Origin of the sequence: Crossiella sp. CA198, from assembly GCF_052078295.1 — a bacterium.
Classification (GTDB): domain Bacteria; phylum Actinomycetota; class Actinomycetes; order Mycobacteriales; family Pseudonocardiaceae; genus Crossiella.
The window spans coordinates 250,977-274,478 of the sequence record NZ_JBQJIM010000012.1 but is presented as its reverse complement, the minus strand read 5'-3'; the positions used below and the strand labels follow the sequence as shown (position 1 = coordinate 274,478).

17 protein-coding genes, 1 tRNA gene and 1 pseudogene are annotated in these 23,502 nt (G+C 69.2%); 9 read left to right on the top strand and 10 right to left on the bottom strand.

Features of this window, described 5'->3' with window-relative positions; genetic code table 11:
• Positions 1–105: 105 nt before the first annotated feature.
• From ACTOWY_RS21820 to ACTOWY_RS21810, 3 genes are all read right to left on the bottom strand, one after another.
• The gene (locus tag ACTOWY_RS21820) at positions 106–1,152 is read right to left on the bottom strand and encodes a DegT/DnrJ/EryC1/StrS family aminotransferase (RefSeq protein ID WP_441311507.1); all 1,047 of its coding nucleotides are present in this window, start codon (positions 1,150–1,152) and stop codon (positions 106–108) included.
• 160 nt (positions 1,153–1,312) lie between these two features.
• The gene (locus tag ACTOWY_RS21815; protein WP_441311506.1) at positions 1,313–2,224 is read right to left on the bottom strand and encodes a helix-turn-helix domain-containing protein; all 912 of its coding nucleotides are present in this window, start codon (positions 2,222–2,224) and stop codon (positions 1,313–1,315) included.
• A gap of 801 nt (positions 2,225–3,025) precedes the next feature.
• On the bottom strand, positions 3,026–3,292 hold the full coding sequence (locus ACTOWY_RS21810) for a hypothetical protein (RefSeq protein ID WP_441311505.1): 267 nt from the start codon (positions 3,290–3,292) through the stop codon (positions 3,026–3,028).
• Between the two features lie 613 nt (positions 3,293–3,905).
• Here ACTOWY_RS21810 and ACTOWY_RS21805 point away from each other — a divergent pair.
• Positions 3,906–5,501, top strand: coding sequence for a helix-turn-helix domain-containing protein (locus tag ACTOWY_RS21805; protein ID WP_441311504.1), 1,596 nt, complete (start codon positions 3,906–3,908; stop codon positions 5,499–5,501).
• 11 nt (positions 5,502–5,512) lie between these two features.
• Here the strand turns inward: ACTOWY_RS21805 and ACTOWY_RS21800 are convergent, their stop codons facing one another.
• The 3 genes from ACTOWY_RS21800 to ACTOWY_RS21790 form a co-directional block, all read right to left on the bottom strand.
• The gene (locus ACTOWY_RS21800) at positions 5,513–6,334 is read right to left on the bottom strand and encodes an alpha/beta hydrolase (RefSeq protein ID WP_441311503.1); all 822 of its coding nucleotides are present in this window, start codon (positions 6,332–6,334) and stop codon (positions 5,513–5,515) included.
• A gap of 1,135 nt (positions 6,335–7,469) precedes the next feature.
• The gene (locus ACTOWY_RS21795) at positions 7,470–8,213 is read right to left on the bottom strand and encodes an endonuclease domain-containing protein (protein WP_441311502.1); all 744 of its coding nucleotides are present in this window, start codon (positions 8,211–8,213) and stop codon (positions 7,470–7,472) included.
• A gap of 367 nt (positions 8,214–8,580) precedes the next feature.
• Positions 8,581–8,663 (bottom strand) — tRNA-Leu (locus ACTOWY_RS21790).
• 107 nt (positions 8,664–8,770) lie between these two features.
• Between ACTOWY_RS21790 and ACTOWY_RS21785 the strand changes: the two genes are divergently transcribed.
• The gene (locus tag ACTOWY_RS21785) at positions 8,771–10,105 is read left to right on the top strand and encodes a M20/M25/M40 family metallo-hydrolase (RefSeq protein ID WP_441311501.1); all 1,335 of its coding nucleotides are present in this window, start codon (positions 8,771–8,773) and stop codon (positions 10,103–10,105) included.
• 24 nt (positions 10,106–10,129) lie between these two features.
• On the opposite strand, the gene ACTOWY_RS21780 is transcribed toward ACTOWY_RS21785, so the two are convergent.
• Entirely contained in the window at positions 10,130–10,756 is a 627-nt protein-coding gene (locus tag ACTOWY_RS21780; RefSeq protein WP_441311500.1) for a TetR/AcrR family transcriptional regulator, read from the bottom strand.
• A gap of 92 nt (positions 10,757–10,848) precedes the next feature.
• On the opposite strand from ACTOWY_RS21780, the gene ACTOWY_RS21775 reads away from it, so the two are divergent.
• Positions 10,849–12,192 (top strand): spinster family MFS transporter, encoded by a 1,344-nt coding sequence (locus tag ACTOWY_RS21775; protein ID WP_441311499.1) that lies wholly within the window; start codon positions 10,849–10,851, stop codon positions 12,190–12,192.
• 274 nt (positions 12,193–12,466) lie between these two features.
• Positions 12,467–12,763: a hypothetical protein gene (locus tag ACTOWY_RS21770; protein WP_441311498.1), complete on the top strand. Its 297-nt coding sequence runs from the start codon at positions 12,467–12,469 to the stop codon at positions 12,761–12,763.
• Between the two features lie 31 nt (positions 12,764–12,794).
• Here the strand turns inward: ACTOWY_RS21770 and ACTOWY_RS21765 are convergent, their stop codons facing one another.
• Positions 12,795–13,397 (bottom strand): TetR-like C-terminal domain-containing protein, encoded by a 603-nt coding sequence (locus ACTOWY_RS21765; RefSeq protein WP_441311528.1) that lies wholly within the window; start codon positions 13,395–13,397, stop codon positions 12,795–12,797.
• Between the two features lie 99 nt (positions 13,398–13,496).
• A pseudogene (locus ACTOWY_RS21760) lies at positions 13,497–13,742 on the bottom strand (TetR/AcrR family transcriptional regulator); the annotation flags it as partial.
• A 156-nt stretch (positions 13,743–13,898) separates the two neighbouring features.
• Here ACTOWY_RS21760 and ACTOWY_RS21755 point away from each other — a divergent pair.
• On the top strand, positions 13,899–14,261 hold the full coding sequence (locus ACTOWY_RS21755; protein ID WP_441311497.1) for a hypothetical protein: 363 nt from the start codon (positions 13,899–13,901) through the stop codon (positions 14,259–14,261).
• A gap of 289 nt (positions 14,262–14,550) precedes the next feature.
• Positions 14,551–15,486 carry an endo-beta-N-acetylglucosaminidase H gene (locus ACTOWY_RS21750; protein WP_441311496.1) on the top strand — a complete coding sequence of 312 codons (936 nt, stop codon included), beginning with the start codon at positions 14,551–14,553 and terminating at the stop codon, positions 15,484–15,486.
• A 44-nt stretch (positions 15,487–15,530) separates the two neighbouring features.
• On the opposite strand, the gene ACTOWY_RS21745 is transcribed toward ACTOWY_RS21750, so the two are convergent.
• Positions 15,531–18,446: a BTAD domain-containing putative transcriptional regulator gene (locus ACTOWY_RS21745; protein WP_441311495.1), complete on the bottom strand. Its 2,916-nt coding sequence runs from the start codon at positions 18,444–18,446 to the stop codon at positions 15,531–15,533.
• A 240-nt stretch (positions 18,447–18,686) separates the two neighbouring features.
• Here ACTOWY_RS21745 and ACTOWY_RS21740 point away from each other — a divergent pair, with 240 nt between their 5' ends.
• The 3 genes from ACTOWY_RS21740 to ACTOWY_RS21730 all read left to right on the top strand — a co-directional run bounded on the left by ACTOWY_RS21740 (position 18,687) and on the right by ACTOWY_RS21730 (position 23,502).
• Positions 18,687–18,863 (top strand): FDLD family class I lanthipeptide, encoded by a 177-nt coding sequence (locus tag ACTOWY_RS21740; RefSeq protein WP_441311494.1) that lies wholly within the window; start codon positions 18,687–18,689, stop codon positions 18,861–18,863.
• Between the two features lie 84 nt (positions 18,864–18,947).
• A complete protein-coding gene (locus tag ACTOWY_RS21735; protein WP_441311493.1) occupies positions 18,948–20,327 on the top strand; it encodes a lanthionine synthetase C family protein in 1,380 nt (459 codons plus the stop codon).
• A 7-nt stretch (positions 20,328–20,334) separates the two neighbouring features.
• Complete coding sequence (locus ACTOWY_RS21730) at positions 20,335–23,502, top strand: lantibiotic dehydratase (protein WP_441311492.1); 3,168 nt, start codon at positions 20,335–20,337, stop codon at positions 23,500–23,502.

Below are 23,502 nucleotides of genomic sequence, written 5' to 3'. Positions count from 1 at the left end.
GACATAAATCGTTGGTACATAACGAATCTTGGAAGATCACGGCCTCTGGTCGACTTTTCTGATGCAGAGCACAGTGCGCTCTGGCGCCGCCTGCGAACGGGAACTTCATGCCGGATTCCATTGGCGTGCTTCACTGACGACGGTCGTGGCGATCTCGCGAACCTGGTCCTCGGTCACCTCGGCGGGCAGCCTGATCGCCAACATGGTGTCCACCACCGTCCGCGCGCGAAGGCAAGGCTGCTCGACGTAGGCGCCGAAGGCGGGCACCTGGTCGGCGGAGGTCAGCCCGTAAGTGCCGATGCTGTTGGGTACACCGCGCACCGCCAGGTAGGCGCAGAACTCCCGCGGGTCCGACACGTCCAGGTGCGCCAGCAGGCTGTGCCCGTTCCAGCTCTCCGGTCCTGCGGCATACAGGATGATCAACCCGGGTGCGCCGCTGAGGTGCTCGGTCAGCAACGCGGTCCGTCGTGCCTGATCGCGAAGCGTCTCATCCAAGCCGGCCAGCCTGGTTCGGCCGATGGCGGCGGCCGAGCTGGCCAGGCGGTAGCTGTAGCCCAGCACCGCGGGCGAGGTGGTCGCCGTGGCCGGATCCTGGCCGTGCTGGCGGAGCGTGCGGCAGGCCCCGGCGAACTCGGTGTCGTGGGTGAGCAGGAATCCGCCCTCGCCGGTGTCCAGGAGGTTGCCCGCACGGGTGGAGAAGCACCCGATGTCCCCCAGGGTCCCCGCGGGCGTGCCGTCGATGGTGGTGCCGATGGCCTGGCTGGCGTCCTCGATCACCCGCAGGCCGTGGCCGCCGGCGAACTCCACCGTGCGGTAGGCGTCTCCGGTACGGCCCCACTCGTGCACCAACAGCACGGCCTTGGACTGCACGGTGATCTTGGCTTCCAGGTCCGCCAGGTCCAGCCCGGCGCCGCTGGGGCCGCAGTCGACGAAGACCGGCCGCGCACCGACGTACAGCACCGGCGCCACCGAACTCAGCGGGGCGAGCGCGGGCACCAGGACCTCATCCCCGGGGCCGATCCCCAACGCGATCAGGGCGAGGTGGATCGCCGCGGTACCGCTGGAGACCGCAACCGACTGCGGCACTTGGTATCGCGCAGCCAGCTCCCGCTCATACCGATCCACTTCAGCTCGACCTGCCGGGTCCGACATGGCACCACAACTCCTGGTATAAAAGGAAATGTTTCCCATCTGGGTTGGAACTCTGTCCAACAACTGACTGCCCATGGCCTGCTTGATTCCATAGCGCACTGAGATGGATTCACCTTGTGTGCCAAGTGGTTTTCACGACGATGTGGTGACAGCACACGGCCTATCCTGGGCTTGCGTCAGAGCTGCAGGATGGACTGGGGAACGCAATTTCCTCAGCTACGGTGGGGTTTACAGCCCTGGTAGGAGTGCTGGCACTGAGTAGCGATCCCGCTCGACCACGAAGCATCTCGCCGGTTGCCTCTTCCGAGGACGCCTGCTTTTCGATCGCCTCCCACAAGTCGTAGGTGTCCTCTACGAACAGTTTGGAACCCACAAAGCCTGCAGAATCAGTTGTTGCGGCCATCGCCGGCGACTCGGCGAACTCCAGCAGCGTCATGGAACCGGCCACACCCGGGTGAGCACCCGCGCTCAACGGCACCACCTGCACTGTCAGGTTGGGCCGTACAGCCGCGGCGGCCACGGCCTGTAGCTGTTGGGCGTGCACGCCGGGACTGCCCATCGGTCGACGGAGCGCGGCCTCGTCGATCAGGAAGTGCAAGCGTGGCATCGGGTCTCGATCGAGAATGAGCTGGCGTGCCGCCAGGATGCCGACCAGACGACGCACGTCCCGGTAGGACAGATGCGGGTACAGGCACGACAGGAACATCTGGCCGTAGGCGGCGGTCTGTAGCAGCAAGGGGATGAACCCAAGGGTGTAGGTACGAAGGACGGTGGCCTCGTCCTCCAGCGGGATCTCTCGACGCCACGTCAGCGGCAACCACGTGCCGATCCCATGCCACCAGTCCCTGTCTGCCGGTGTGCTCAACAGGTCGACGAGGTTGTCGCGCAGGGCAGCGGGTGCCTTGTAGAGGTTCAACAGGGCACTTACGTCGGATGGATCCATGCCGCGTTCGCCGGTTTCCATCCGCTGAATCTTGGTTACGGAGCATCCGGTCGCTTTCGCCACTGCGGCCAAGGTCAGCCGCTTGGCCTCCCGCAACTCCCGCAGCGCCGTGCGCACCTTGCGCTCCACTGAGGCAGTTGATCTCATGGGTGTGCTCCGCTCAATGTGCTCGCGGTGTCGTCGCCGCGTACGTGGTGTTCCCGGATTCCGGATTGCGGGTGCGAGGCTTGCCATCCGCAGCTGCCGGTAGGCGACCATCGGTCCGGACTGGTGGTGATCAACCTCGTGCCGATGGCCCGGTGGTGGAGGGTCAGTGGGATCCGCTGTTTCCCAAGTCCACAGTGGAATGATCATCAAGCACATGCCGGCCCCGTTGACGCAGTCCATCCCACGGGTAGTCGCACAATCCAAACATCGCTTGGTGTGGCACGAGTTCAGAGGCTGTGCGCACCGGGGAACCGAGGTTCCAATCCTGCGACTTGGGGGCGTTGCTCTCGTTCATCGGCTGCCCCGTTTCCTGCCGGGCCGGCCAGATGACTCTGTTGGACAGAAGAAGACAGTCGTCGCAGAGCGGCGTTTGCACATACGCGTTGCGGTTCAACCAGTTGCAGGACTTGTTGGTGTGCTCACACATTGCGGTGTACGAAGTTGCCTTCGGATCGTCAATGTCGCTCGATCGTAGCGCGTGATATCGAAGATCCACAGTGGACAGTGACCATGTGCAGTGGCTGCTCTCAATTGGCCCAGGGGTACGCCTGCTCACGCCGTCTGCCTCCTCGGCCAAGTTCGACGCGAGGCGACTGCCTCCGGCGGGGCGGCGGTGGCGGCCTGGCTTGGAACGACTGGCCCGATCGAACTGTTTGCGACAACCCGGGAGTTCACAGGTCGCCAGGTAGTCCTCGCATAGGTTGGTGGGAGCGTTGACACGGGTCAGCCCACCTTCCGGTTGCACTGTTCGCCAACTGCGCTCCTCCGAGGCGGAATGTCGTCCTGGGTGGTGAGCGCGGGCACCGGGCGCGCGAGCCCGACGGTGGACAAGTAGGAGACCTGCCGCAGGTATCGCGTCCGATGTGGACAGTCCTCGTCCGGGCACACGATGCGGTCGTAGGTGGCTCGCCCGTCCTTGGCGCGCCCGATGAGGCTCTTGCGGCCGGTGTTCTGGCAGTGCTGGCAGACCGTGAAGTGCGGCTCAGTCACCACGACCACCCCGCTTCCGTAGAATCGGGAGAACAGCCAACACGATCATGCTGGTGAGCATCACGAGCCCGCCGATTGTGCGGACGAGTCTGTCGTTCATTTCTGCTCCGTCCACTGATGGGACGCGGCCGGACGGCGACCATGAGAGCCGACCCAGGCGATTGGGCGAGACCGGAGCCAAGGGCCGGGGAGCCCCGATCTCGCCCAACCGGTCGCGCGGACCGGGAGGGATACCCGGACCGGCGATCGAGGCGGCTTCGAGTTGCCGCCGAGCCGCGGTCGTCCGCCGTGAACAAGCTGGTGCGCTGAGGTTCAGCGGGGCGAACCAGAGCATGGTGAACACCATGGTGCGCGCCTCCTCGCGAGATCCGTCCACTTCGGACAAGTGATTCGTACGGTCAGCACGTGCCGACGGGGGTGAAACAAGCGCGGTGGTGGCGCCGGATTCCAGCGGCAGGTGCTTGATGACCAGACTGGTGGCGCACCGGGCCGACCGTTATGTCACTTAGCGCATACGCCTGTATACTGAACACGCATATCCGCTGGTGGCGACCTTGCCGTAACGTCTTCAGGCTCGGTCGAGAGGCCGCTTGGACGGACGGAGCGGGGCCGTATGGGGTTCGAGGGGCAGGCGCGGCGGTGCCGCTGCGGTACTCAGCTGGCGCGGGACAACCAGGGCGCCCGTTGTCACCAGTGCCAGAAGGCTGCTCGTGACCTGCACGTCCGGCCGCCGGCCGTCCCGCCAGAGTTCTGGCAGAACCCGGACCTGCGCAACGCCCTCGACTCCAGGCACATGGGCCACGTCATCCGGGCGTTCCGACTCCACCCCTTCCACGGCGACCCGCTCTCCCAGACCGTCGTCGCTCGGTGGAGCCACCGAACCCAGGCACAGCTGAGCCGCATCGAGAACGGCCAGCCGCTGAACGACTTCAGCCAGCTCATGCAATGGGCGCATATCCTCGGGATTCCAGCCGACCTACTGTGGTTCAAGGTGCCCGACGCCGAATCCCAGCCAGCCGCCACCCGCGCCGCGGGGCAGCCGGAAGCAGCCACCCCCGGCTCGCCGGAGCAACCCGTTGTCCCCAGTCACCTGGACGAGTTGTTGGTGCCCGGCATGGCGAAGAGCAACGGCTTCAGCACCCTCCTGGAGTCGACCAGCTTTGCTGGAGGTCCATCCGGGAGCGCCGCTGCGACCGAATGGGACGCCATGAACCTGCTGAACCGTCGGAGCTTCCTCACCCAGGCGCTCAGCACCGCGTTGTGGCCGGCTCTTGCGCCCCAGGAACTCGCTCACCTCGAAGCCGCACTCACCAACGCCTCCACCAACTTCGTGGACTCGACGGTCGAGTTCTTCCGCCGCCAGCTCTCGGCCTGCATCGCCGACGATGGCACCGAGGGGCCGAGGAAGCCCTTGCGCTCCGTCCTCAACCTGCTTTCGCTCATCGACCGGAGCGCTCGCGAGGTCCGGCCGGCCGTGCGACGCGAACTGCTGTCAGTCGGCGCCCGCGGCGCCGAGTTCGCCGGCTGGCTTTTCCGGGATGTGCACGACCCGCACCGCGCCCGGTTCTGGTACGACCGAGCGACCGAATGGGCCCAGGAGGCGTGCGATCTGCCGATGCAGGGCTACATCCTGCTGAAGAGGTCCCAGATGGCCTACGACGAACGCGATGCGGTCCGCGTACTCACCCTCGCTCAGGCGGCCCAGGAAGGTCCGTGGCAACTCCCGGCCAACGTGCGCGCCGAGGTCACCCAGCAGGAAGCCCGCGGACTGGCGATGACCGGCGAGGCGATGCGCCTGGTGGAGCAGAAGCTCGACGATGCTCGTCGCCTGGCGACAGCCGCCGTCAACACCAGCCCGCGCGACCAGCTCGGCACCTACTTCAACGACGGCACCCTGACCTTGCGGACGGCCAGTTGCTACGTCGAAGCGGGCAAACCGCAACAGGCCGCCGTCCTGTACACCGAGGTGCTCGCCACCACCCTGCTCTCGCGCCGGGACCGCGGCTACTTCCTCGCCCGATTGGCCTCGTCCCTGGCGTACTCCGGCGAACCGGATGAGGCCGCCGCCCGAGGACTCGAAGCCGTCAGCCTCGCCGTGGCCACCAATTCCCAGCGCACCAAACGGGAACTCGGACGGACCCTGACGACCTTGCAGCCATGGATCAGCCAGCCTGGCCCCCGGCAGCTCCGGGAAGCTGTTGTGAACTAACGGATCTCAGGTCACGCCCCCGCGAGCCACTCGGCGACGGTGCGGATGACGAACGCCTGCCACTCCTGGCTTTGCGGGTTGAGGTACTGGGGATCGTCGTGGACAGCGAATCCGTGCTGGGCGCCCTCGATCTCCACCAACCGATGTTCGACCTGGAACTGCTGCACCGCCGCACGCGAGTTCTCCACGGGTACGAAGGTGTCCTTGGTGCCGTGCACGATGAGCGTCGGCGCTGTGATCTCACTCAGGACTTCGTTCGGCCTGATCCAGAAGACCTCGCTCAGGAACGCCCGCCCATGCCGCACTGTGGCGGAGTGAGCAAGGTAGCCCTGCTCGCCCAGGAGTCGCGCCGCCGCGGCGTCCAGTTTGTCGTCGTGCCAATGCGGCTTCTGGTCGATGTAGCGGCTCTTGTAGTTGAGCTGTGGGTTGAGAAGCACCAGCCGTGCCAGCTCGTCCGGCCGTTTTGCCGCGTAGTAGGCGGCGAGCCCGCCGCCGAAGCTGGCACCGAGCAGGCTGATGGATTCCGCCCCGGTTGCCTCCCGCACCGAGTCGATGGCGACCCGGATGTCGTTGAGATGAGCGGCAAGGGTGGCCTCCTCGATCCGGCCATCGCTGGCACCGTGACCTCGAAGATCGAACCGAAGTGACGCCGTCCCGGCCTCGGCGAGGCCATTGGCTAGCCGAGTGAAGAAGCCGCCCTCCTCCCGAGTTACACCGCCGCCATGAACGAGCACCACGGCGTGGGTCACTGGTTGGCCGGGCGTCACGATGGTGCCGACAAGTCGCAGGCTGTCGAACGTCCGGAAGGTAGTGTCGGCGGACTGCGTGGGCACGGGCGACCTCCGGGACGACAACATGGCTGAGGTCATGATTCCAGTTCAAGCACAAGGGACAAGGCAAGCGACGCAGGCCGTTCAACCTGACCATGGTGAGGTCGGTTCTCCGGCCGGAGCCTGCTGCACCTGCCGGACCGGTGAACAGCCAGGCTGAGCGGGCTTCCGTGACACCCCGCTCGACCAAGCTGCTGATCGGGACCTGGCGAAACGCACCTACCTCCTCAAACTGAAGCTAAATTCTAGCAAATAGATTCTATTAAGTAGATTCTAGCGACTAACGCACCTTCATAAGCCACTCCCATCGCCTGGATCTACTTAGTGCAATCGGGTGAATAATACAGCGCGCCCTATTGCACTTCAAAGCAGTCCGCGTCGTCATGCTACCGAAGCGCGGATGGCACCTTCCAGCATAAACGTGCTTTTCTCTCCCGGCTTCGGCGCGCGCAAGGATCCAGGTTTCGACACACAGGGTAAGGTCGACTGGCTTGAGCGCACCCCGAAAAGGTGATGGCATTCACCATCATGGACGCGCGGGTGATTACTTGCACACCTTACACAATTCGACACTAGCGGAAGTTCGGTGTAAATTCTGGTCGGCGAATAGCCACGTTCTGCAAAGTTGACGCCCCTCGACGATGGCCTGGACGAGGGTTGCTCGACCAGTAGCGGCGCACTGCCTGCGCCTGGCCTTGGGAGGTCAACGTGGCTGGACGCCACCGCAAGGAAACCGGGTGTATGGCCCGTGTCTGTGTTGCCTCGGCGTTGCTGATCATAGCAATACTGAGCTGGCGTATGGACATGGGAAGGCTCTGACGGCCGTGGCCGTCAGAGCCTCGGTGAAGGTCCTCCAGCGGATTGAGGCCCGCAGCTAGGGAACCTGTGCCCGGCGTGTGGTGACGACCAGCGTGGCCGGTCGTCACCACACGGTCCCATGCTCAGCATATCATTTCGTTTCGTCGAAACGTCTTTCGTTTCGCGTTTCGTCGTTTCGCAGGTTCAGGGCACGCTCAACGAGTTGTCAGCGGTCAGCTCCGTTCCAACGGGGCAATGAGAAGCGAATCCGCTGATTGACACGCCTGCCCGTCGCAGCTTGTGTGACGGAGATACAAACGGCGAAGCAGACCCGGCGGAATCAGGATGGGTACGGATCGACGCCAGCGGAGTCGATCCGGGCACGAGCTCGACTCCGGTCCGAGCCAGCATGAGGGTGGCGCAGGCTGAGTTCCTGTGCAGGAGGTGCGTTGAGGTAGTGCGCCCACGGGCATCCGGTCAGGTGTGGGCAGGTGTCAATCCAGGCGTTGCAGTGGGTGCACAGCAGACCGCGGACCAAGCCGGTGAAGTGGTCGTGGTCTACGACGCTGCCGGTGCGCAGTCCGCAGGCGTGGCATCGATCACCGGCGACTTCGACCAAACGACGGCGCACGGTCGAGAGCGGGTCGAAGCTGGCGCAAAACGGAGGCCAGTCACTGCGACTGCCGACATAGGTGCAGCGTTGCGACGGCGGCACCGTTGTCGGATCCGTGGTGTCGTTGGCCAGCTGGACCGGCCACCGCACGACTTCGTCGAACAGCGCCGCACCCGACGACGCAGATGCCGGTATCCGCAGGCGATAGTGGGTGCCGTCGGTCCACCACTCGAAGCACCGACGGTGCGGAAAAATCGCTCCCGGGATCACCTTTCGGTCGCAGTCGCTATCGACGTACCCCAGGCCCATGCACAGCAGCTCGCGGTCGCGAATCAGGTGGTAGCGCCCGTCATCGCCGAGGGCGGCCAGCGTCAGGCCGGCGACGACTCGGTTCCAGCGCCAGTTGCACTCAACCGCATTGGCTGTGCGGACGAGAGCGTTCACGCTGCCGTAGTCCAGCGTCGATGCCATCCTCCACAGCAGCGCCTTCCTGCGCTGCTCAGGCCACTCAGTTAGGCCTGGTACGTCGGTGGCCACATGCACAGCATGCTCTAGCCGTCACCGATCGGGAACCGCCCTCGTCGTCAACGGCACTGGCCGTCTTCCCTGTTGCCCGCAGGCATGGCATTCATTGGATGGCATTGATTGGAGAACCGTTGTGTCACTGGCGTCGGCCTCCGCCGTCCCCGTGTTGAGGAGGCTGACCAGCCGACCTGCCTGTCTAGCTCTGTTGATCAGCCAAAGCGACAGTCAACAACCATAGCTAGACTATCCGCAGGTCACAGCGGTACCATGGCCCGCATGAACACCTGCCTTGTGCAGGCATGCGACATTTTTGTGTCCGAGGGGGGACTTGAACCCCCACCCCCTTTCGGGGACTAGCACCTCAAGCTAGCGCGTCTGCCATTCCGCCACCCGGACTTGGCGGTGTCCCGCCAGGCAGGTGAAGGTTAGCTGATCAACTGGCGCGGGTCCAAATCAGCTGGGATGGGCGGGTCTGGTGGGAGTTGCGGTGATAGAAAGGCCTGGTGAGCGAGCAGCGTGTAGCCGGGAGTCAGCGGGTCGCCGAGGACGAGGTGGTCAGCCTCGCCAGTGAGTTGATTCGGATCGACAGCACCAATACGGGGGATCCTGCCACTCTCGTGGGTGAACGGGCGGCGGCGGAGTATGTCGCCGCGCAGCTGGCCGATGTGGGGTTCGAGACGACCTATGTCGAGTCGGGGGCCCGGGGGCGGGGGAACGTGGTGGCCCGGTTGGCGGGGGCTGATCCCAGCCGGGGGGCGTTGCTGGTGCATGGGCATCTGGATGTGGTGCCGGCTGATGCTTCCGAGTGGTCTGTGCATCCGTTCTCGGGGGCGGTGCAGGACGGGTATGTGTGGGGGCGGGGGGCTGTTGACATGAAGGACATGGTCGCCATGACGGTGGCCACCGCGCGGCGGTTGAAGCGGGACGGGGTGGTGCCGCCGCGGGACATCGTGTTCGCGTTCCTGGCTGATGAGGAGGCTGGCGGCCTCCAGGGCGCGCAGTGGTTGGTGGATCACCGGCCGGAGTTGTTCGAGGGGGTCACCGAGGCTATTGGGGAGGTCGGGGGGTTCTCGATCACTGTCAAGGACGGGGTCCGGGCCTATCTGATCGAGACCGCGGAGAAGGGCATCGCCTGGATGCGGTTGCGGGTCCGGGCCCGCGCGGGGCACGGGTCGATGGTGCATGAGGACAACGCGGTCACCAAGCTGGCGGAGGCGGTGGCGCGGCTGGGGCGGCATCGGTTCCCGATCGTGATGACCGATTCGGTGCGGGAGTTCCTGGCCGGGATCAGTGAGCTGACGGGGCTGGAGTTCCCGGAGGACGATCTCGATGGGACCGTGGCGAAGCTGGGGAACATGGCCCGGATGATCGGGGCGACCTTGCGGGACACGGCGAATCCGACGATGTTGGACGCCGGGTACAAGGCCAATGTCATCCCGAGCACGGCCGAGGCCACTGTGGACTGCCGGATCCTGCCGGGTCGCCAGGCGGCGTTCGAGCGGGAGCTGGACGCGGTGCTCGGGCCGGATGTGGAGCGGGAGTGGATCGCGAGTCTGCCCGCGGTGGAGACGACCTTCGACGGGGCCCTGGTGGACACCATGTCGGCCTCGATCCTGGCTGAGGATCCGGGGGCGAAGCTGGTGCCCTACATGCTCTCCGGGGGTACGGACGCGAAGGCGTTCAGCCGGATGGGGATTCGCTGCTTCGGGTTCGCGCCGTTGCGGCTGCCGCCGGATCTGGACTTCTCCGCGCTCTTCCACGGGGTGGACGAGCGGGTGCCGGTGGACGCGCTGCAGTTCGGCACCCGGGTGCTGGACCGGTTCCTGCGCAACTGCTGAGCGGGTTGGGAACGGTGGCGTTCCTTATTGACTGAGGATCGCCACCGTGAGGTCGGTGAGGTGGTCGGCCAGGGGGCCGGGTGGGTCCGTCTGGCCGCGGGTGAGCCAGTCGATGACGATTTCGCTGATGCCGGCGACCGCGGCGAGCAGCAGCCGGTCGTGGCGCAGGCGGTCGGGCGGGCGGTCCGCGATCCGGCGGACCAGGCGGCCCAGCAACTCGGCGTCGCGACGCAGGGTGGCCCGGCGGCGGGACTCCATCCGCGGCGCGTTGAGGTAGATGACCCTGGCCCGTTCCGGGTGGTCCAGCAGGCGGTGCACCAGGGTGGTCATCATCGGGGCGAGCAGGTCGGTCAGGGTCGCCGGGGTCTTGGGGGCGGCGGCGGTGATCTCGTTGAGCAGCCAGTCGTTCTGCTCGCGGTGGACCTGGCGGAGCAGCTCCTGGCGGTCGGCGAAGTAGTCGTAGAAGTAGCGCTTGGCCACCTGCGCCTGCGCGCAGACCTCGGCCACCGTCACCGCGTCGTACTCCCTGGCCGCGAAGAGCCGGACCGCGGCGGCGACGATCCGCTCCCGCCGGTCGGCCTCTCGTTCCCGCCGGGACCGACCGCCGTAGGTCTCGCCCCGCCTGGCCACTGCCTGCACTGGTTTGGCCACTTTCGCCCTTACCTGGATGCCTGTCCATCGCCTACGTTAGTCCTCCCCACGCAGTGCGGAACGACGATGTTCCAGATGCACTTGGAGGAACCATGGCGGCGAAGGACATCCGGACCGACGCTCTACTCGCCAGCCCGCCGGGCCGGGGGGTGTCCAGCCCCGGGGGCATCCTCAGTCTGCTGTTCGCGGCCAACCTGCTCAACTTCTACGACCGGACCATCCCGGCCATCGTGGTGGAGCCACTCAAGGCCGAATTCCTCCTGACCGACACCCACATCGGGGTGCTCAGCGGCGCGTTCACCGTGGTCTACGCGCTTTTCGGCATCCCGCTGGGCCGGCTGGCCGACCGCGGTTCGCGGCGCACCATCCTGGTCACCGGACTGCTCTTCTGGAGCCTGCTCACCGCGGCGACCGGCCTGGTGGGCGGATTCATCAGCCTGCTGGTGGTGCGGATGCTGGTCGGGGTGGGCGAGGCGAGCTTCGCGCCCGCGGCCAACTCGGTGCTGGCCGACCTCTACCCGGCGCGGCGCCGGGCCCGCGCCACCGCGTTGCTGCAGCTCGGGCTGCCGCTGGGGCTGGTGCTGGCCTTCTTCACCGTCGGGCCGATCACCGAGATGTCCGGCACCTGGCGCACCGCGTTCTTCATCGCCGCCGTGCCGGGGCTGTTCGTCGCGGCGCTGATGCTGTTCATCCGCGAACCCGCCCGCGGCGCCGCCGAACCGGTCGCGCCGCCGCCGGGCGTGGTGGCCCAGGCCTTCCGCAAGGTGCTGCGGATCCGCACGCTGTGGTGGCTGACCCTGGCCGGGGTCGGCGCGCAGATCGCGGCCTACGCGGTGGCGACCTTCAGCGTGCCGCTGTTCCAGCGCTACTTCGGCACCACCCTGGCCACCGGCGGCATGCTCACCGGCGTGGTGATCGGCCTGACCGGGCTGGCCGGACTCGTCATCGGCGGCAAGCTCGCCGACCGGGCCAGCCGCCGCTCCCCCGCAGGCCGCGTCTACACCGGCGCGATCGCGCTGCTGCTGGCCGCGCCGCTGACCTTCGCCGCGCTCTCCCTCGGCCCGGACTCGGTCGGCTGGTTCGTGCTGCTGTTCTCGGCGGGCTGGCTGTTGCAGTACATGTACTACACCTCGGTCTACCCGGCGCTGGCCGATGTGGTCGAGCCGCGGCTGCGGGCCACCGCGATCTCGGTGTTCTTCGCCGCCTTCTACCTGCTGGGCGGGTTCACCGGGCCGGTGATCGCGGGTGCGCTCTCGGACCGGTTCGCCGCGGCGGCGGTCGGGCTGAGCCCGGCGCGGGCGGCGGCGGAGGGGCTGAGCCAGAGCCTGATGATTGTGATCCCGCTGGGGCTGTTGCTGACCTCGATCGGTCTGTTCGGCGCGGCGCGCAAGGTCACCGCGGACAGCGCGCGGATGCGGGCCGAGACCGGGGGCTGAGCCGGCGGAGGGACGCCCGGCCGGCGCGCGGCGGTGCGCCGGTGCCGGGCGTCCGCACCGCCTGACCGCAGGACGGCGGCGGTTTTGACGCCCGGGCGCGACGGAGGCGACAACCGCGACCAGCGGGCGTCAAGCCCTGCGGGCAGATCCAGGGTGCTTCGGCATCAGGTGAACAACTCCCTGATTGCGGATACTGTATGCCGCTGGGCAACCGGATGGGCGGAACTGTCCGCAAGGGGCAGGAAAGCAGGTCCGAAGTGTCATGCTGGGACCCATGTCACGAGGTAGCGCTGGGTGGATCTGGGCTGGCCGGGTGGTCGCCGCGGTGATCGTCGCCGGGCTGGCGGTCTACCTGGTGTCGGTCGGGCTGGAGCGGGCGGACAAGATCGCCAGCGTGCTCGGGGCATTGGCCGCGGTGACCGCGCTGGTGCTGCCGTACCTGGTGCGGCCACGGCGGATCGAGCCGGCCGAGCCGCCGCCGGGCGCGGTCGACCTGCGCGGGGCGCGTGGGGTGCAGCTCAACCAGGGCGGCACGAACAGCCAGGTCAACCACTACCGCGACGAGCCCTGACCAGGGCCGGCCACGACGGACGCGGCCGGGGTCACTGGTCGAGCAGGGCGTTGAGTTCGTCGGTGATCAGCAGGTCGGGGTCGAACTTCATGCCGGTGAAGTGGCCGGCGAGTTCCAGGGAGAGCACGCCGTGCAGGCGGGTCCAGAAGGACAGCGCGCGGTGCAGGGTGGCGGCCGGAGCAGGGTGATCGGCCCACTCGCGGTGGGTCACCAGGTGGGTGTCGAAGGGGGTGGCCGGGGTGGCCGTCGGCGGGAGGACGGCGCAGGCGTCCAGCAGCACGGTCATGACCTGGGCGGAGATCGCGGTGGTGTCCTCGGGGGCGTGGTAGCCGGGGACCGGGGTGCCGTAGATGAGGAAGTAGCGCTGGGGGTCGGCGCGGGCCCAGTCGCGGATGGCGTGGGCCAGGCGGACCAGGTTGGCACCGGCGCTGGTGTCGGGGTCGGCGGCGGTGCTGGCGGTGCTGGCGTTGGCGGTGCTGGCCGGGGACGGCCTGGCTGCGACGGCGGTGCCGGTTTTGGTGCCGGTATTGATGGCGGTGGCGTTGGTGGTGCCGGTCTTGGTGGCGGCAGCGGGAGCGGCAGCGTTGGCCGACCTGGTGGCAGTCTTGGCGGCGGCACCGGTGGCGGCGCTGATGTCGGCAGGGCTGGCAGTGTCGGCGAGGCTGGCGGCGGTGGCGCCCGTGCCGGTGGTGGCAGTGCCTATATCAGTGGTGGCGCTGGCGGTGCCCGTGGCGGCGGCGCGGACGGTGTCGGCGAGGCTTTGGTAGGCGTCCCGGATCAGCGCGGTGATCAGGTCGTCGCGGCTGGCGAAGTAGCGGTACAGGGCGGGGCCGCTCATGCCCACCTGTTTGGCGATCGCGTTGAGGGACAACGCGTTCACCCCCGCGGCGGCGATCTGCCGCCAGGCGTGCTGCTTGATCTCCTCGCGTACCTGTGCCCGGTAGCGCTCCCGGGAGCCCTGACCCTCGGCCTCGGTCATCGGCTGCTCCTTCCTGGTCGGCGTGACACCGTCGAAGTGTAGTTAGAGCCTCTCACTTTAGCTATTGACGCTCACGGCTTGGGTGTTATAGCTTCTAACTAACACGAGAGGGGCTAACCAGTCCCGGTAGATCAGCCGAGTGAGCAGGAGCAGACGATGACCACCACCAGCCCGCAGCGCACCCGCACGAACCGCACCTCGCGGTCGGTCCTCATCGCGGCCTGGGCCTTCCCTGCCATGGTGCTCGGCGGATTCGCGCTGCTCTCCGGCATCCCACTGATCGTCATGCTGGTCGGCAGCCTGCGCGACGCCCGGCTGCACGCGCTCGGCTGGTGGAACGCCGCCGCGCTCACCGCCTACGGCGTGCCGCTGGCGATGTGGCTGCTCGGGCCGAGCCAGCAGCCGAGCCTGACCAAGTACCTGCCGCCGGTCGCCACGGGGGTCGTGGTGGCGACCGGGGTTGTGGTGGCCATCGCGCATCACCTGCGGCGCAGGCGTTCCGCGACTCAGGGCGCCTGAATGCTGCACCCGGACGGGTGTCCGCACCCGGTCGGTGCCCCCACTCAGGCAGCCGTCGTCCCCACCCGGGCTGGCATCCGCACTGGAGTTGGCATCCACACTGGGGTTGGCCAGAGCACCCGGGCTGGCGCCCAGCCACTCAGGCTCGGGCAGGCACCCCCACTCCGGCTGGCGTCCGTATTCGGGCTGGTGTCCCCACTAATGAGGGTGGACCAGACCAGCATCGCCGCTGATAGTTGCCTGGACCAGTACCGATCCAGCAGCTCAGGCGACGGGAGTTTGATCAACGATGGTCAAGTTCGGTCGGATCACCGCGCGGTCGGCCGCGCTCGCACTCCTGGCCGCGGCCACGCTCGCGGCCGGGGTGACCGCACCCGGGGCCGCGGCTACCGGCGCCGCCGCGGACAGCACAGCGCCACGGGCCAAGAACGGGCCGATCTCGGTGGCCTATGTCGAGGTCAACAACAACAGCATGCTCAACGTCGGCAAGTACACGCTGGCCAATGGCGGCGCCAACGTGTTCGACATCGGCGTCATCTTCGCCGCCAACATCAACTACGACACCGCGAAGAAGTCCGCCTACCTGCACTTCAACGAGAACGTGCAGCGGGTGCTGGACAACGCGGCCACCCAGATCCGGCCGTTGCAGGCCAAGGGGATCAAGGTGGTGTTGTCCGTGCTGGGCAATCACCAGGGCGCCGGGTTCGCGAACTTTCCGACCAAGGCGGCGGCCGAGGCCTTCGCCAAGCAGCTCTCCGATGCCGTGACCCGGTATGGGCTGGATGGCATCGACTTCGATGACGAGTACGCCAAGTACGGCGAGAACGGCACCGGGCAGCCCAACGCCAGTTCGTTCGTGCACCTCGTCACCGCGCTGCGCAACACCCTGCCCAACAAGATCATCTCGCTGTACAACATCGGCCCGGCGGCTTCCCGGCTCTCCTACGGCGGGGTGCACATCGGCACCAAGTTCAACTACGCCTGGAACCCGTACTACGGGACCTGGGGCGTGCCGAACGTCGGTCTGCCCAAGGAACGCCTCTCCCCCGCCGCCGTCGAGATCGGCCGGACCGCCGCCAGCACCACGGCCAGCCTGGCCCGGCGCACCAAGAGCGAGGGCTACGGCGTGTTCCTGACCTACAACCTGGGCGCGGCGGACTCGGCGAGTTACATCTCCGGCTTCACCAGGGAGCTGTACGGCAGCGACGCCAGGTACACCCGGTAGCGGCACCGTGGTGGGCGGGCCCGGCCCGCTCACCACGGCACGGCTCAGGTGATGGCGACCGCGGGTGGCTGGGCGAGTTCGCGGGGCGGCGGTGGGGTTTCCCGGTCCCGGCCCGCGCCCAGGTGCAGGATGGCCAGGTGGTGGCGGGCGGCTGCTTGGCTCTGGGGGTCGTCGGCGCCGGTGTAGTAGGTCAGGGCCTGGATGTGGTGGCGGTGTGCGGCAACGGGATCGCCTGCCTGGCGGTGGCTGTCGCCGAGCAACCGCAGGGTGGTGGCCTGGCCGAGTTGGTCGCCGAGGGTGCGGTAGCCGGACAGGGCCTCGGTCAGCGTGGTGATGGCCGCCTGGTGGTCGCCGGTGCCGGCGCGGAGCCTGCCCAGGGCGGTGAGCGCGTGGGCCTGGCCGAGTTGGTTGCCCAGTTCCCGGTAGCCGCGCTGGGCGAGGTCCAGACTGGCCGCGGCGGCGGGCAGGTCGCCGCGGTGGTGGTGCAGGATGCCTTGGTGTAGCTGGATGTGGGCCAGGCCGAGTCTGCTGTTGAGCAGCAGGTGGCCGCGGTGGGCGGCGGCCAGGTGGGTGGCGGCGGACTCGTGGTCACCGGTGAGTGTGTGCAGCACGCCGAGTTCGGCGCGGGCGCCGGCTTCGCCGCGGAGGTGGCCGAAGGCGCGGTAACTCGCCAGGGCCTCGCCGAGGTCGCGTAACGCGCCCGGGTAGTCGCCAGTGAGTCGCCGCAACGTGCCGAGGTGGTGCAAGGCGGCGGCTCGGCCGGGTTCGTCGGCGGTGTCCTGGGCCAGGGTCAGGGCGGTCTGGTGCAGGCTAATCGACTGGTACCAGCGGCCGCGGCTGCACAGGTAGGGGTGCAGGGCGGTGGTGAGTGCGATGACCAGGGCCGCGTGGCCGCGGGCCTGCGGGCTGGTCAGGCAGGCGGTCAGGCTAGCGCTTTCCCGGTCCAGCCAGGCGAGTGCGCCCGCGTCGGTGGCGGTGTCCGCGGCGGGGTCGGCGGCGAATCGGTTGGGCAGGGCGGGCATGGTCAGTGGCGCGTCCGCGAGCACCCGGGTGCTGATCAGGGTGGTGGTGTGCAGGTAGTACTCCAGCAGCCTGCCGAGGGCGGCCTCCGCCGGCCCGGGGCCGTCGGCTTCGGCGAGGGTGCGGGCGTACTCCCGGACCAGGTCGTGCTGCGCGTACCGGCCGGGCGCGGATTCGGTGAGCAGGTGGTTGTCGTAGAGCTGCTCCAGTTCGCGCCGGATGTCCCTTGGGTCCTGACCGGCCATGGCCGCGATGGCCGGCACCTCGATCTCGGTGCCGGGGAACAGCGCCAGGGACCGGAACAGCCGCTGCTGCACCGGGTTGAGGCCGCGGTAGGACAGCTCGAACGCGGCGGTGAGCGTGACGTTCTCCGCGCACAGCTCGCCGAGCATGGTGCAGGAGGAGGCCAGCAGGTCCAGTAGGTACCGCAGTGTCCATCGTGGACGGTGCCGCAATCGGCCTGCCAGCAAGGTGATCGCCAGCGGCAGCCGTCCGCAGCGCGCGGTGAGTTCGGCCAGCGCGGCCGGATCCGGGTCCTGCTCGCGGCCGGCCAGGCGCAGGAACAGGGTGTCGGCGTCCGCGGCGGGCAGCGGGTCGAGTTCCAGGGTGCACGGGCCTTCCAGCGCGGTGAGCCTGCGGCGGCTGGTGATCAGGACCAGGCAGCGCCCCTGGCCGGGCAGCAGCGGGCGGAGTTGTTCGTGGCCGGTGGCGTCGTCGAAGACCAGCAGCAGCCGCCGCTCGCGCACGCAGGCCCGCCACAGCGCGGCGCGGGCCTGCAGGCACTCGGGGATCTCCGCACCGGGCACGCCCACCGCGTGCAGCAGCTCGGCGAGTGCCGCCCGGGGGTCCATCGGCGGCTGGTCCGTGGCGAACGCGCCCAGCCGCAACCAGATCTGGCCGTCCGGGAACTGTCCGGCCACCGCGCGGGCGGCGTGCACGGCGAGCGCGGTTTTGCCCACGCCCGGCATGCCGTCGATGGCGACGATCTCGCAGTCCTGCCGGTGCGGATCGGCCGCGGCGGCCGCGGCCGCGTGCAGCTGCCGCAGTTCGGTGGCCCGGCCGGTGAAGGCGGGCACCGCGGCGGGCAGCTGTGCGGGCACGGCGGCCGGTGGCGGGGCTGGCGGCCGGGTGGCTGCCCCGGCCAGCACCCGGGCCGCCGGCGGTGGGCAGGGTTCCGGGTCGGCGGCCAGGATTCGTTGGTACAGCTCGCGTAGTCGTGGTCCCGGGTCGGTGCCGAGCCGGTCGGCCAGGGTGGTCCGCGCGTCCTGGTAGGCCGCCAGGGCCTCGGCCTGCCTGCCCGCCCGGCACAGCGCGAGCATCAGCAGCTCCCGCAACCGTTCCCGCAGTGGGTGCGCGCTGACCAGGCCGGTCAGCTCGGCCACCACCGGCTGGTGCTCACCGCGGCCCAGCAGCAGTTCCGCCCACAGTTCCCGCGCGGCCAGCCGGCATTCGGCCAGCCGCAGCCGCTGGGTGTGCAGGTACGGGCTGTCCAGGCCGGTGAAGGGGTCGCCGCGCCAGCGGCGCAGCGCCGACTCCACCGCGCCGGCCGCGGCGGTCAGGTCCCCGGCCCGCCGGTGTGCCCGCGCCGCGTCCAGCTCCTGCTCGAAGGCCACCAGGTCCACCTGGGACGGGTCGGCGCGCAGCAGGTAGCCGGCGTCGGTGCGTTGCACCAGACCGTCCCGGTCGGCCGCCGGATCCTCCCGCAGGGCCCGGCGCAACCGGCTGATGTTGGTCTGCACGGTGTTGCGCACGCCCTGCGGCGGCGCCTCGCCCCACACCGCGTCGATCAGCGCGCTCACCGGCACCGGCCGGTTCACCTCCAGCAGCAGCACCGCGAGCACGGCCTGCTGCCGGGTCCAGCCCAGGTCGATCCGGTGTTCTCCGCGCCAAGCGGCCACCGGACCCAGAACGCCGAAGTACAGCGCGGTTTGCGACGACACAGCCACCCCCAGTTCGTGCCCGTGATCACCGACACCGTAGCCGCGAGGACCCGTTCTGGCAGCTCCTTGGCCCGGCTGAACTGCTCGTCCAGCGGGCTGACAGGGCTGTGACAGCGCTGTGTACGCGACCGTCAGAACCGCGTACGCCACCGGTTCTACGTTGAGCCGAGGCGCTGCGAATAACGCAGATCCTCGCCGGTCGATTCCGGCCGGTGAATTCGCCGAATAGGAGACGAACACATGGACGCATTCGATCTGGACGTCCGGATCACCACCCCGGCCGGTGCCGACGGGGCTGCCGGGCCGCTGTCGATCATCAGCAGGCTGACCTGCTCGCGCACCCCGATCTGCTCCAAGACGACCTGCCAGTGCAGCCGCACCTGCACGCCGCTCTGCACCTCGGGCAGCACGCGCTGAGGAACGGGTGCTGCCGTGTGTGGAAGACACGGCAGCACCCACTCGCCAAATTACCGCATTCCTTTCCATAAAACGGGGGTATTCGTGCGCCAGTTGTCCGAGCATGCCGCGGTTGACCCGGGCGCCACGACCGGCACGGTGACCAGCTGGCACGGCACGGTTCCGGCAGAATTGGCCGGCCGGGCCACCGCGACCGCGCTGGAGGTCGCGCGTCGTTGCGCCGATCCGGAGCGGGTCATCGACCTGGTCATGGCCGCCGCCGAGCAGGCCGTGCACCCCAACGGCTGGGCCTATCACGGTTTCGCGCACGGGCACGCCGGACTCGCGCTGGTGCAGGTGCTCGCCGCCGAAGCCGCCGCCGAGCAGGCCGATCGCCATGCCGCCCTGGCCGCCGCGTTCACCTACATCCGGGAGGCGGTGGCCGGTACCGCGGGCACCCCGCTGACCGAACCCGGCGTGCTCTCCGGCACCAGCGGACTCGCGCTGGGCCTGGCCGCCTGCGTGCGGGCCGAGCCACGGTTCGGCCCGAGCCTGGACCGGTTGCACGAGCAGCTGGCCGCCCAGGTCCTCGACCTGCCGTTGCCGCGGGTGGAGCGTGAGGTGAGCGATGTCGACTACGACATGGTCAGCGGCGCCGCGGGAATCCTGTCCTACCTGTGCGGCATCGCCGATCCCGGGCCTGCCGTGCGCGCCGCGGCCGAGCACCTCGTCGACTACCTGGTGTGGCTGGGTGCTCCCCCGCGCGACCTCACGCTGACCCGCCGCTGGCTGATCACCCCCGACCTGTGCCGCAGCGACCGCGATTACCCCAACGGCCACCTCAACGTGGGCCTGGCGCACGGCATCCCCGGCCCGCTGGCCGCGCTGGCCACCGCCTGGCTCGCCGGATATCAGCGGCCGGGGCAGGAAACCGCGCTGCGCCTGACGCTGGGCTGGGTGCAGGCCCTGCGCCGCACCGACGAGCACGGACCGGTCTGGCCCAGCGAGGTGCCCATCGACGACACCGGCGCCGAGACCCGGCCCAGTCAGCCCGCGGACCAGATCGCCTGGTGCTACGGCACCGCAGGGGTGGCCGTCGCGCTGCTCCCGGTGGCCGAGGCGCTCGGCGACGACTCGCTGCGCGCGCTGGCCGTGGCGTCCTTCGAGGCCGTGCTGGGCCGCTTCGCCGAGCACCCGGTGCAATCCCCCACCTTCTGCCACGGCATCGCCGGGGTGCTGGTGCTGTGCCTGGAGTTCGCCGCGCACGGCAGCGCGCTCGCCGCCGACTGGACGCCCCGGTTGCTGGAACTGCTGCTGGCCCAGGCCGATCCGGAGCTGCCGGTGCTGTTCCGCGACCAGGAGAAACCCGGCGTGTTCGTGGACAGCCCGTCGCTGCTGTCCGGGTCGGCCGGGATCGCGCTGGCCCTGCTGGCCGCGACCGCGCCGCGCCGCCCGTCCTGGTTCCGCGCCTTCCTCACGAGGTGAGCCCCCGATGACCGAGTCCCGTTACCGCGCGACCGACTTCTACCTGGTGCGCGCGCCCGCGCTGCCCGCGGACACCTTCCGCGAGCTGCTGGCAGGCGAGGGCACCGACGAGCAGCGCCGCGCACTGGCCTGGACCCGGCTGCGTGAGCTGGCCGCGACGCCGCGGGTGCGCCGCGCGCTGTCGGTGGCCAGCACCGACCTGCTGGACGCGCTGGACCGGCTCGGCCCCGACGGCAGCGGCAAGAAGAGCAGGCGGGCGCACTCCCGGCTGTTGCGCTACCTGACCCGGATGTCCACCCGCCCCACCCCGTTCGGCGCCTTCTCCGGGATCGCGCTGGGCGAGTTCGGCGAACACACCACGCTCCGGCTCGGCGCGCCCTCGGTGCACCGCGCCAGGGTGCGGGCCGATATGGGCTGGCTGCTGGCGCTGATCAAGGACCTGGAACAGGATCCGGTGCTGCGCCCGCGGTTGCGGCTGGTCCGCAACGCCGCCGCGCACCTGAGCGGGGACCGCCTGGTGCTGCCCTACGCCGACATCTACGGCAGCGGCGACAGCCGCGCCGTGCGAGTGCGGGCCACCCCCGCGGTCACCGCGGTGCTGCGGCTGGCCGCCACCCCGGCCCCGGCCGACGCGCTGGTCGCCGGACTCGCCCAGGAGTTCCCGGAGGTGGCCGCGGACCGGGTCGCCGGGCTGGTGGAGCAGTTGCGGGAACTCAACTTCCTCATCAGCGATCTGCGCCCGCCGCAGTCCAGTCCGTTCCCGGAACAGCACGTGGCCAAGCGGCTCACCGGGATCGAGGCCGCCGCGGCCACCAGCGAGGCACTGCGCGAGATCGTCGACCTCACCCACCGGGCCGCCACCGCGACCGGCACCGCGCCGTTGCGGGAGTTGCGGGCCGCCCAGCGTGCGCTGGTGCCAGGGCACGAGGGCGACACCTTCCAGCTGGACTCCGCGCTGGACCTGCGTGAATCTGGGCTGGGCCGGGCGGTCGGGCAGGCCACGGCCGAGGCGGTGGACTGCCTGATGCGGCTGGCCGCCGCGCTGCCGGGGCACAACCACCACCTGGTGCAGTACCGGGACGCCTTCATCGAGCGCTACGGCGATCAAGCCCTGGTCCCGGTGCTGGAGGTGCTCAGCCCGGACACCGGCCTGGACGCGCCGTACAACTACCTCGAACCACCGCGGTCCACCCCGGTGCCGCACAACACTCCTGAACCATCCACAGTGGACTATGACCGGCTGCTGACCGAGTTCGCCGCGCAGGCCTGGTGGTCCGGTGCGATCTCGGTGGAGCTCACCGACGCCTGGCTGGACCGGATCGCCCCGGCCACCGGGAAACCCACGCTGGGCCTCTATCCCGCGCTGGACGCCTATGCCCAACTCCAGCTCACCGGCCCGGACGGCCGGGTGGACGACGGGCAGTGGCGGCTGGTGCTGCGCGAACTCAGCCTGGCCTACGGCGGGCGCACCGCGGGGCGCTTCTTCGACCTGCTCGGCGAGGACGCCCTGGACCATCTGCGCGAGCACACCCGGCGGATGACCAGCCTGCAACCGGAGGCGGTGCACGCCGAACTGTGCTTCCTGCCCACCTCCGGGCGGGCGGCGAACGTGGCGTTCCGGCCGTTGCTGCACGAGTACGAGGTGCCGGTCAACGCCACCCCCTCGGCCCGGTCCGAACGCACCATCAGCCTGGCCGACCTGCACGTCGGCGTGGCCGGGAACCGGTTCTACCTGCGGTCGCGCACCCTGGGCCGGGAGGTGGTGGTCTCGCAGGGGCACATGCTCGGCCCGCACCTGGGGCCCAACGCGGCCCGGTTCGTGCTGGAGGTCTCCCAGGACGGCTACGCCATGCCCACCGGTTTCCGCTGGGGCCCTCTGGAGGATCTGCCGTTCCTGCCCAGGGTCACCCGCGGCAACGTGGTGCTGCGGCCCGCGCAGTGGACGCTGCGCGGCCAGGACGTCGCCGGGGATTTCCCGGCCGCGGTCGCGGAATGGCGGCAGCGATGGCGGGTGCCGCGCTATGTCTACCTGGTCGATGAGGACAACCGGCTGCTGCTCGACCTCGATCACCCACTGGGCCTGGACGAGCTGGCCGGTGACTTCCGGGACGGGCAAGGCCAGGCGGTGCTGCACGAGATGCTGCCCGCCTTCGACGACCTGTGGCTCTCCGATGTGGACGGTGCCAGGTATCTGGAGGAGATCGTGGTGCCGGTGGTGGCGCATTCGGCCGCGGACACCGCGCGCAGCCCGGTGCCGCTCTCCGGCAGGCTGGAGTCGATCACCGAGGTCGGCGCCAGCCGCAGTCTGCGGCGACGACACCTGCCCGGCGAGGAATGGGCCTACCTCAAGGTGTACGCGGCCTTCAGCAGGCACGATGAGATCATCGCCGGGCCGCTGCGGCAGCACATCGCGGCCCTGCGCGAACAGGGTCTGATCGACCGCTGGTTCTACCTGCGGTACGCCGATCCCCAGCCACACCTGCGGATCCGCTGCCGGGCCGCCGAACCGGAGGCGGCCACCGAGGTGCTGCACCAGCTGATGGCCTGGGGCCGCGAGGTGGTGGCAGGCGATCTGGCCTTCGACACCGGGGTGGCGACCTACCTGCCGGAGATCGAGCGCTACGGCGGACCGCGGACCTTCGAGGCGGTGGAGGACCTCTTCACCGTCAACAGCGACACCACCGCCGAACTCGTCGCGCTGCTCCAGCGGAGCGAACCCAAGCTGCGCCCGGATTTCGTGGCGATCGCCGTGGTGGACACGCTGTACCGGCAGTGGGGCCTGGCGCCGCGGGAGCGCCCGGCGCTGATCCCGCCGGTGGCCGAGACCGAGGCGGTGCGCAAGGAGTTCCACACCCACCGCGACTACCTCGGCGAACTGCTGCTGCCCTGGGATTTCCGGCCACACGAGCAGGGCAGGGCGCACCACAACCTGATCGGCGAGATCCTCGCCCCGCAGGCCGGGGCGGTGGCCTCGGCGGCCTCGGCGGTCCGCGCGGCGATCGGCTCGGACACCTTGTGGGGCACCGAATCCACCGTGCTCGGCAGCCTGGCGCACATGCAGATCAACCGGTTGCTGCCGGTGGACCTGCCGCGGGAGCAGCACTGCTACGCGCTGTGGCGGCACATCCTGCGCGCGGTCGGCGGTCGCCCGGCGCACCTCCGAGGGGAGTCCTGA

Coding starts and splice junctions, on each gene's coding strand:
- ACTOWY_RS21820 (WP_441311507.1), bottom strand. CDS start 1,152: ATGTCGGACCCGGCAGGTCGAGCTGAAGTGGATCGGTATGAGCGGGAG.
- ACTOWY_RS21805 (WP_441311504.1), top strand. CDS start 3,906: ATGGGGTTCGAGGGGCAGGCGCGGCGGTGCCGCTGCGGTACTCAGCTG.
- ACTOWY_RS21795 (WP_441311502.1), bottom strand. CDS start 8,213: ATGGCATCGACGCTGGACTACGGCAGCGTGAACGCTCTCGTCCGCACA.
- ACTOWY_RS21775 (WP_441311499.1), top strand. CDS start 10,849: ATGGCGGCGAAGGACATCCGGACCGACGCTCTACTCGCCAGCCCGCCG.
- ACTOWY_RS21770 (WP_441311498.1), top strand. CDS start 12,467: ATGTCACGAGGTAGCGCTGGGTGGATCTGGGCTGGCCGGGTGGTCGCC.
- ACTOWY_RS21755 (WP_441311497.1), top strand. CDS start 13,899: ATGACCACCACCAGCCCGCAGCGCACCCGCACGAACCGCACCTCGCGG.
- ACTOWY_RS21750 (WP_441311496.1), top strand. CDS start 14,551: ATGGTCAAGTTCGGTCGGATCACCGCGCGGTCGGCCGCGCTCGCACTC.
- ACTOWY_RS21740 (WP_441311494.1), top strand. CDS start 18,687: ATGGACGCATTCGATCTGGACGTCCGGATCACCACCCCGGCCGGTGCC.
- ACTOWY_RS21730 (WP_441311492.1), top strand. CDS start 20,335: ATGACCGAGTCCCGTTACCGCGCGACCGACTTCTACCTGGTGCGCGCG.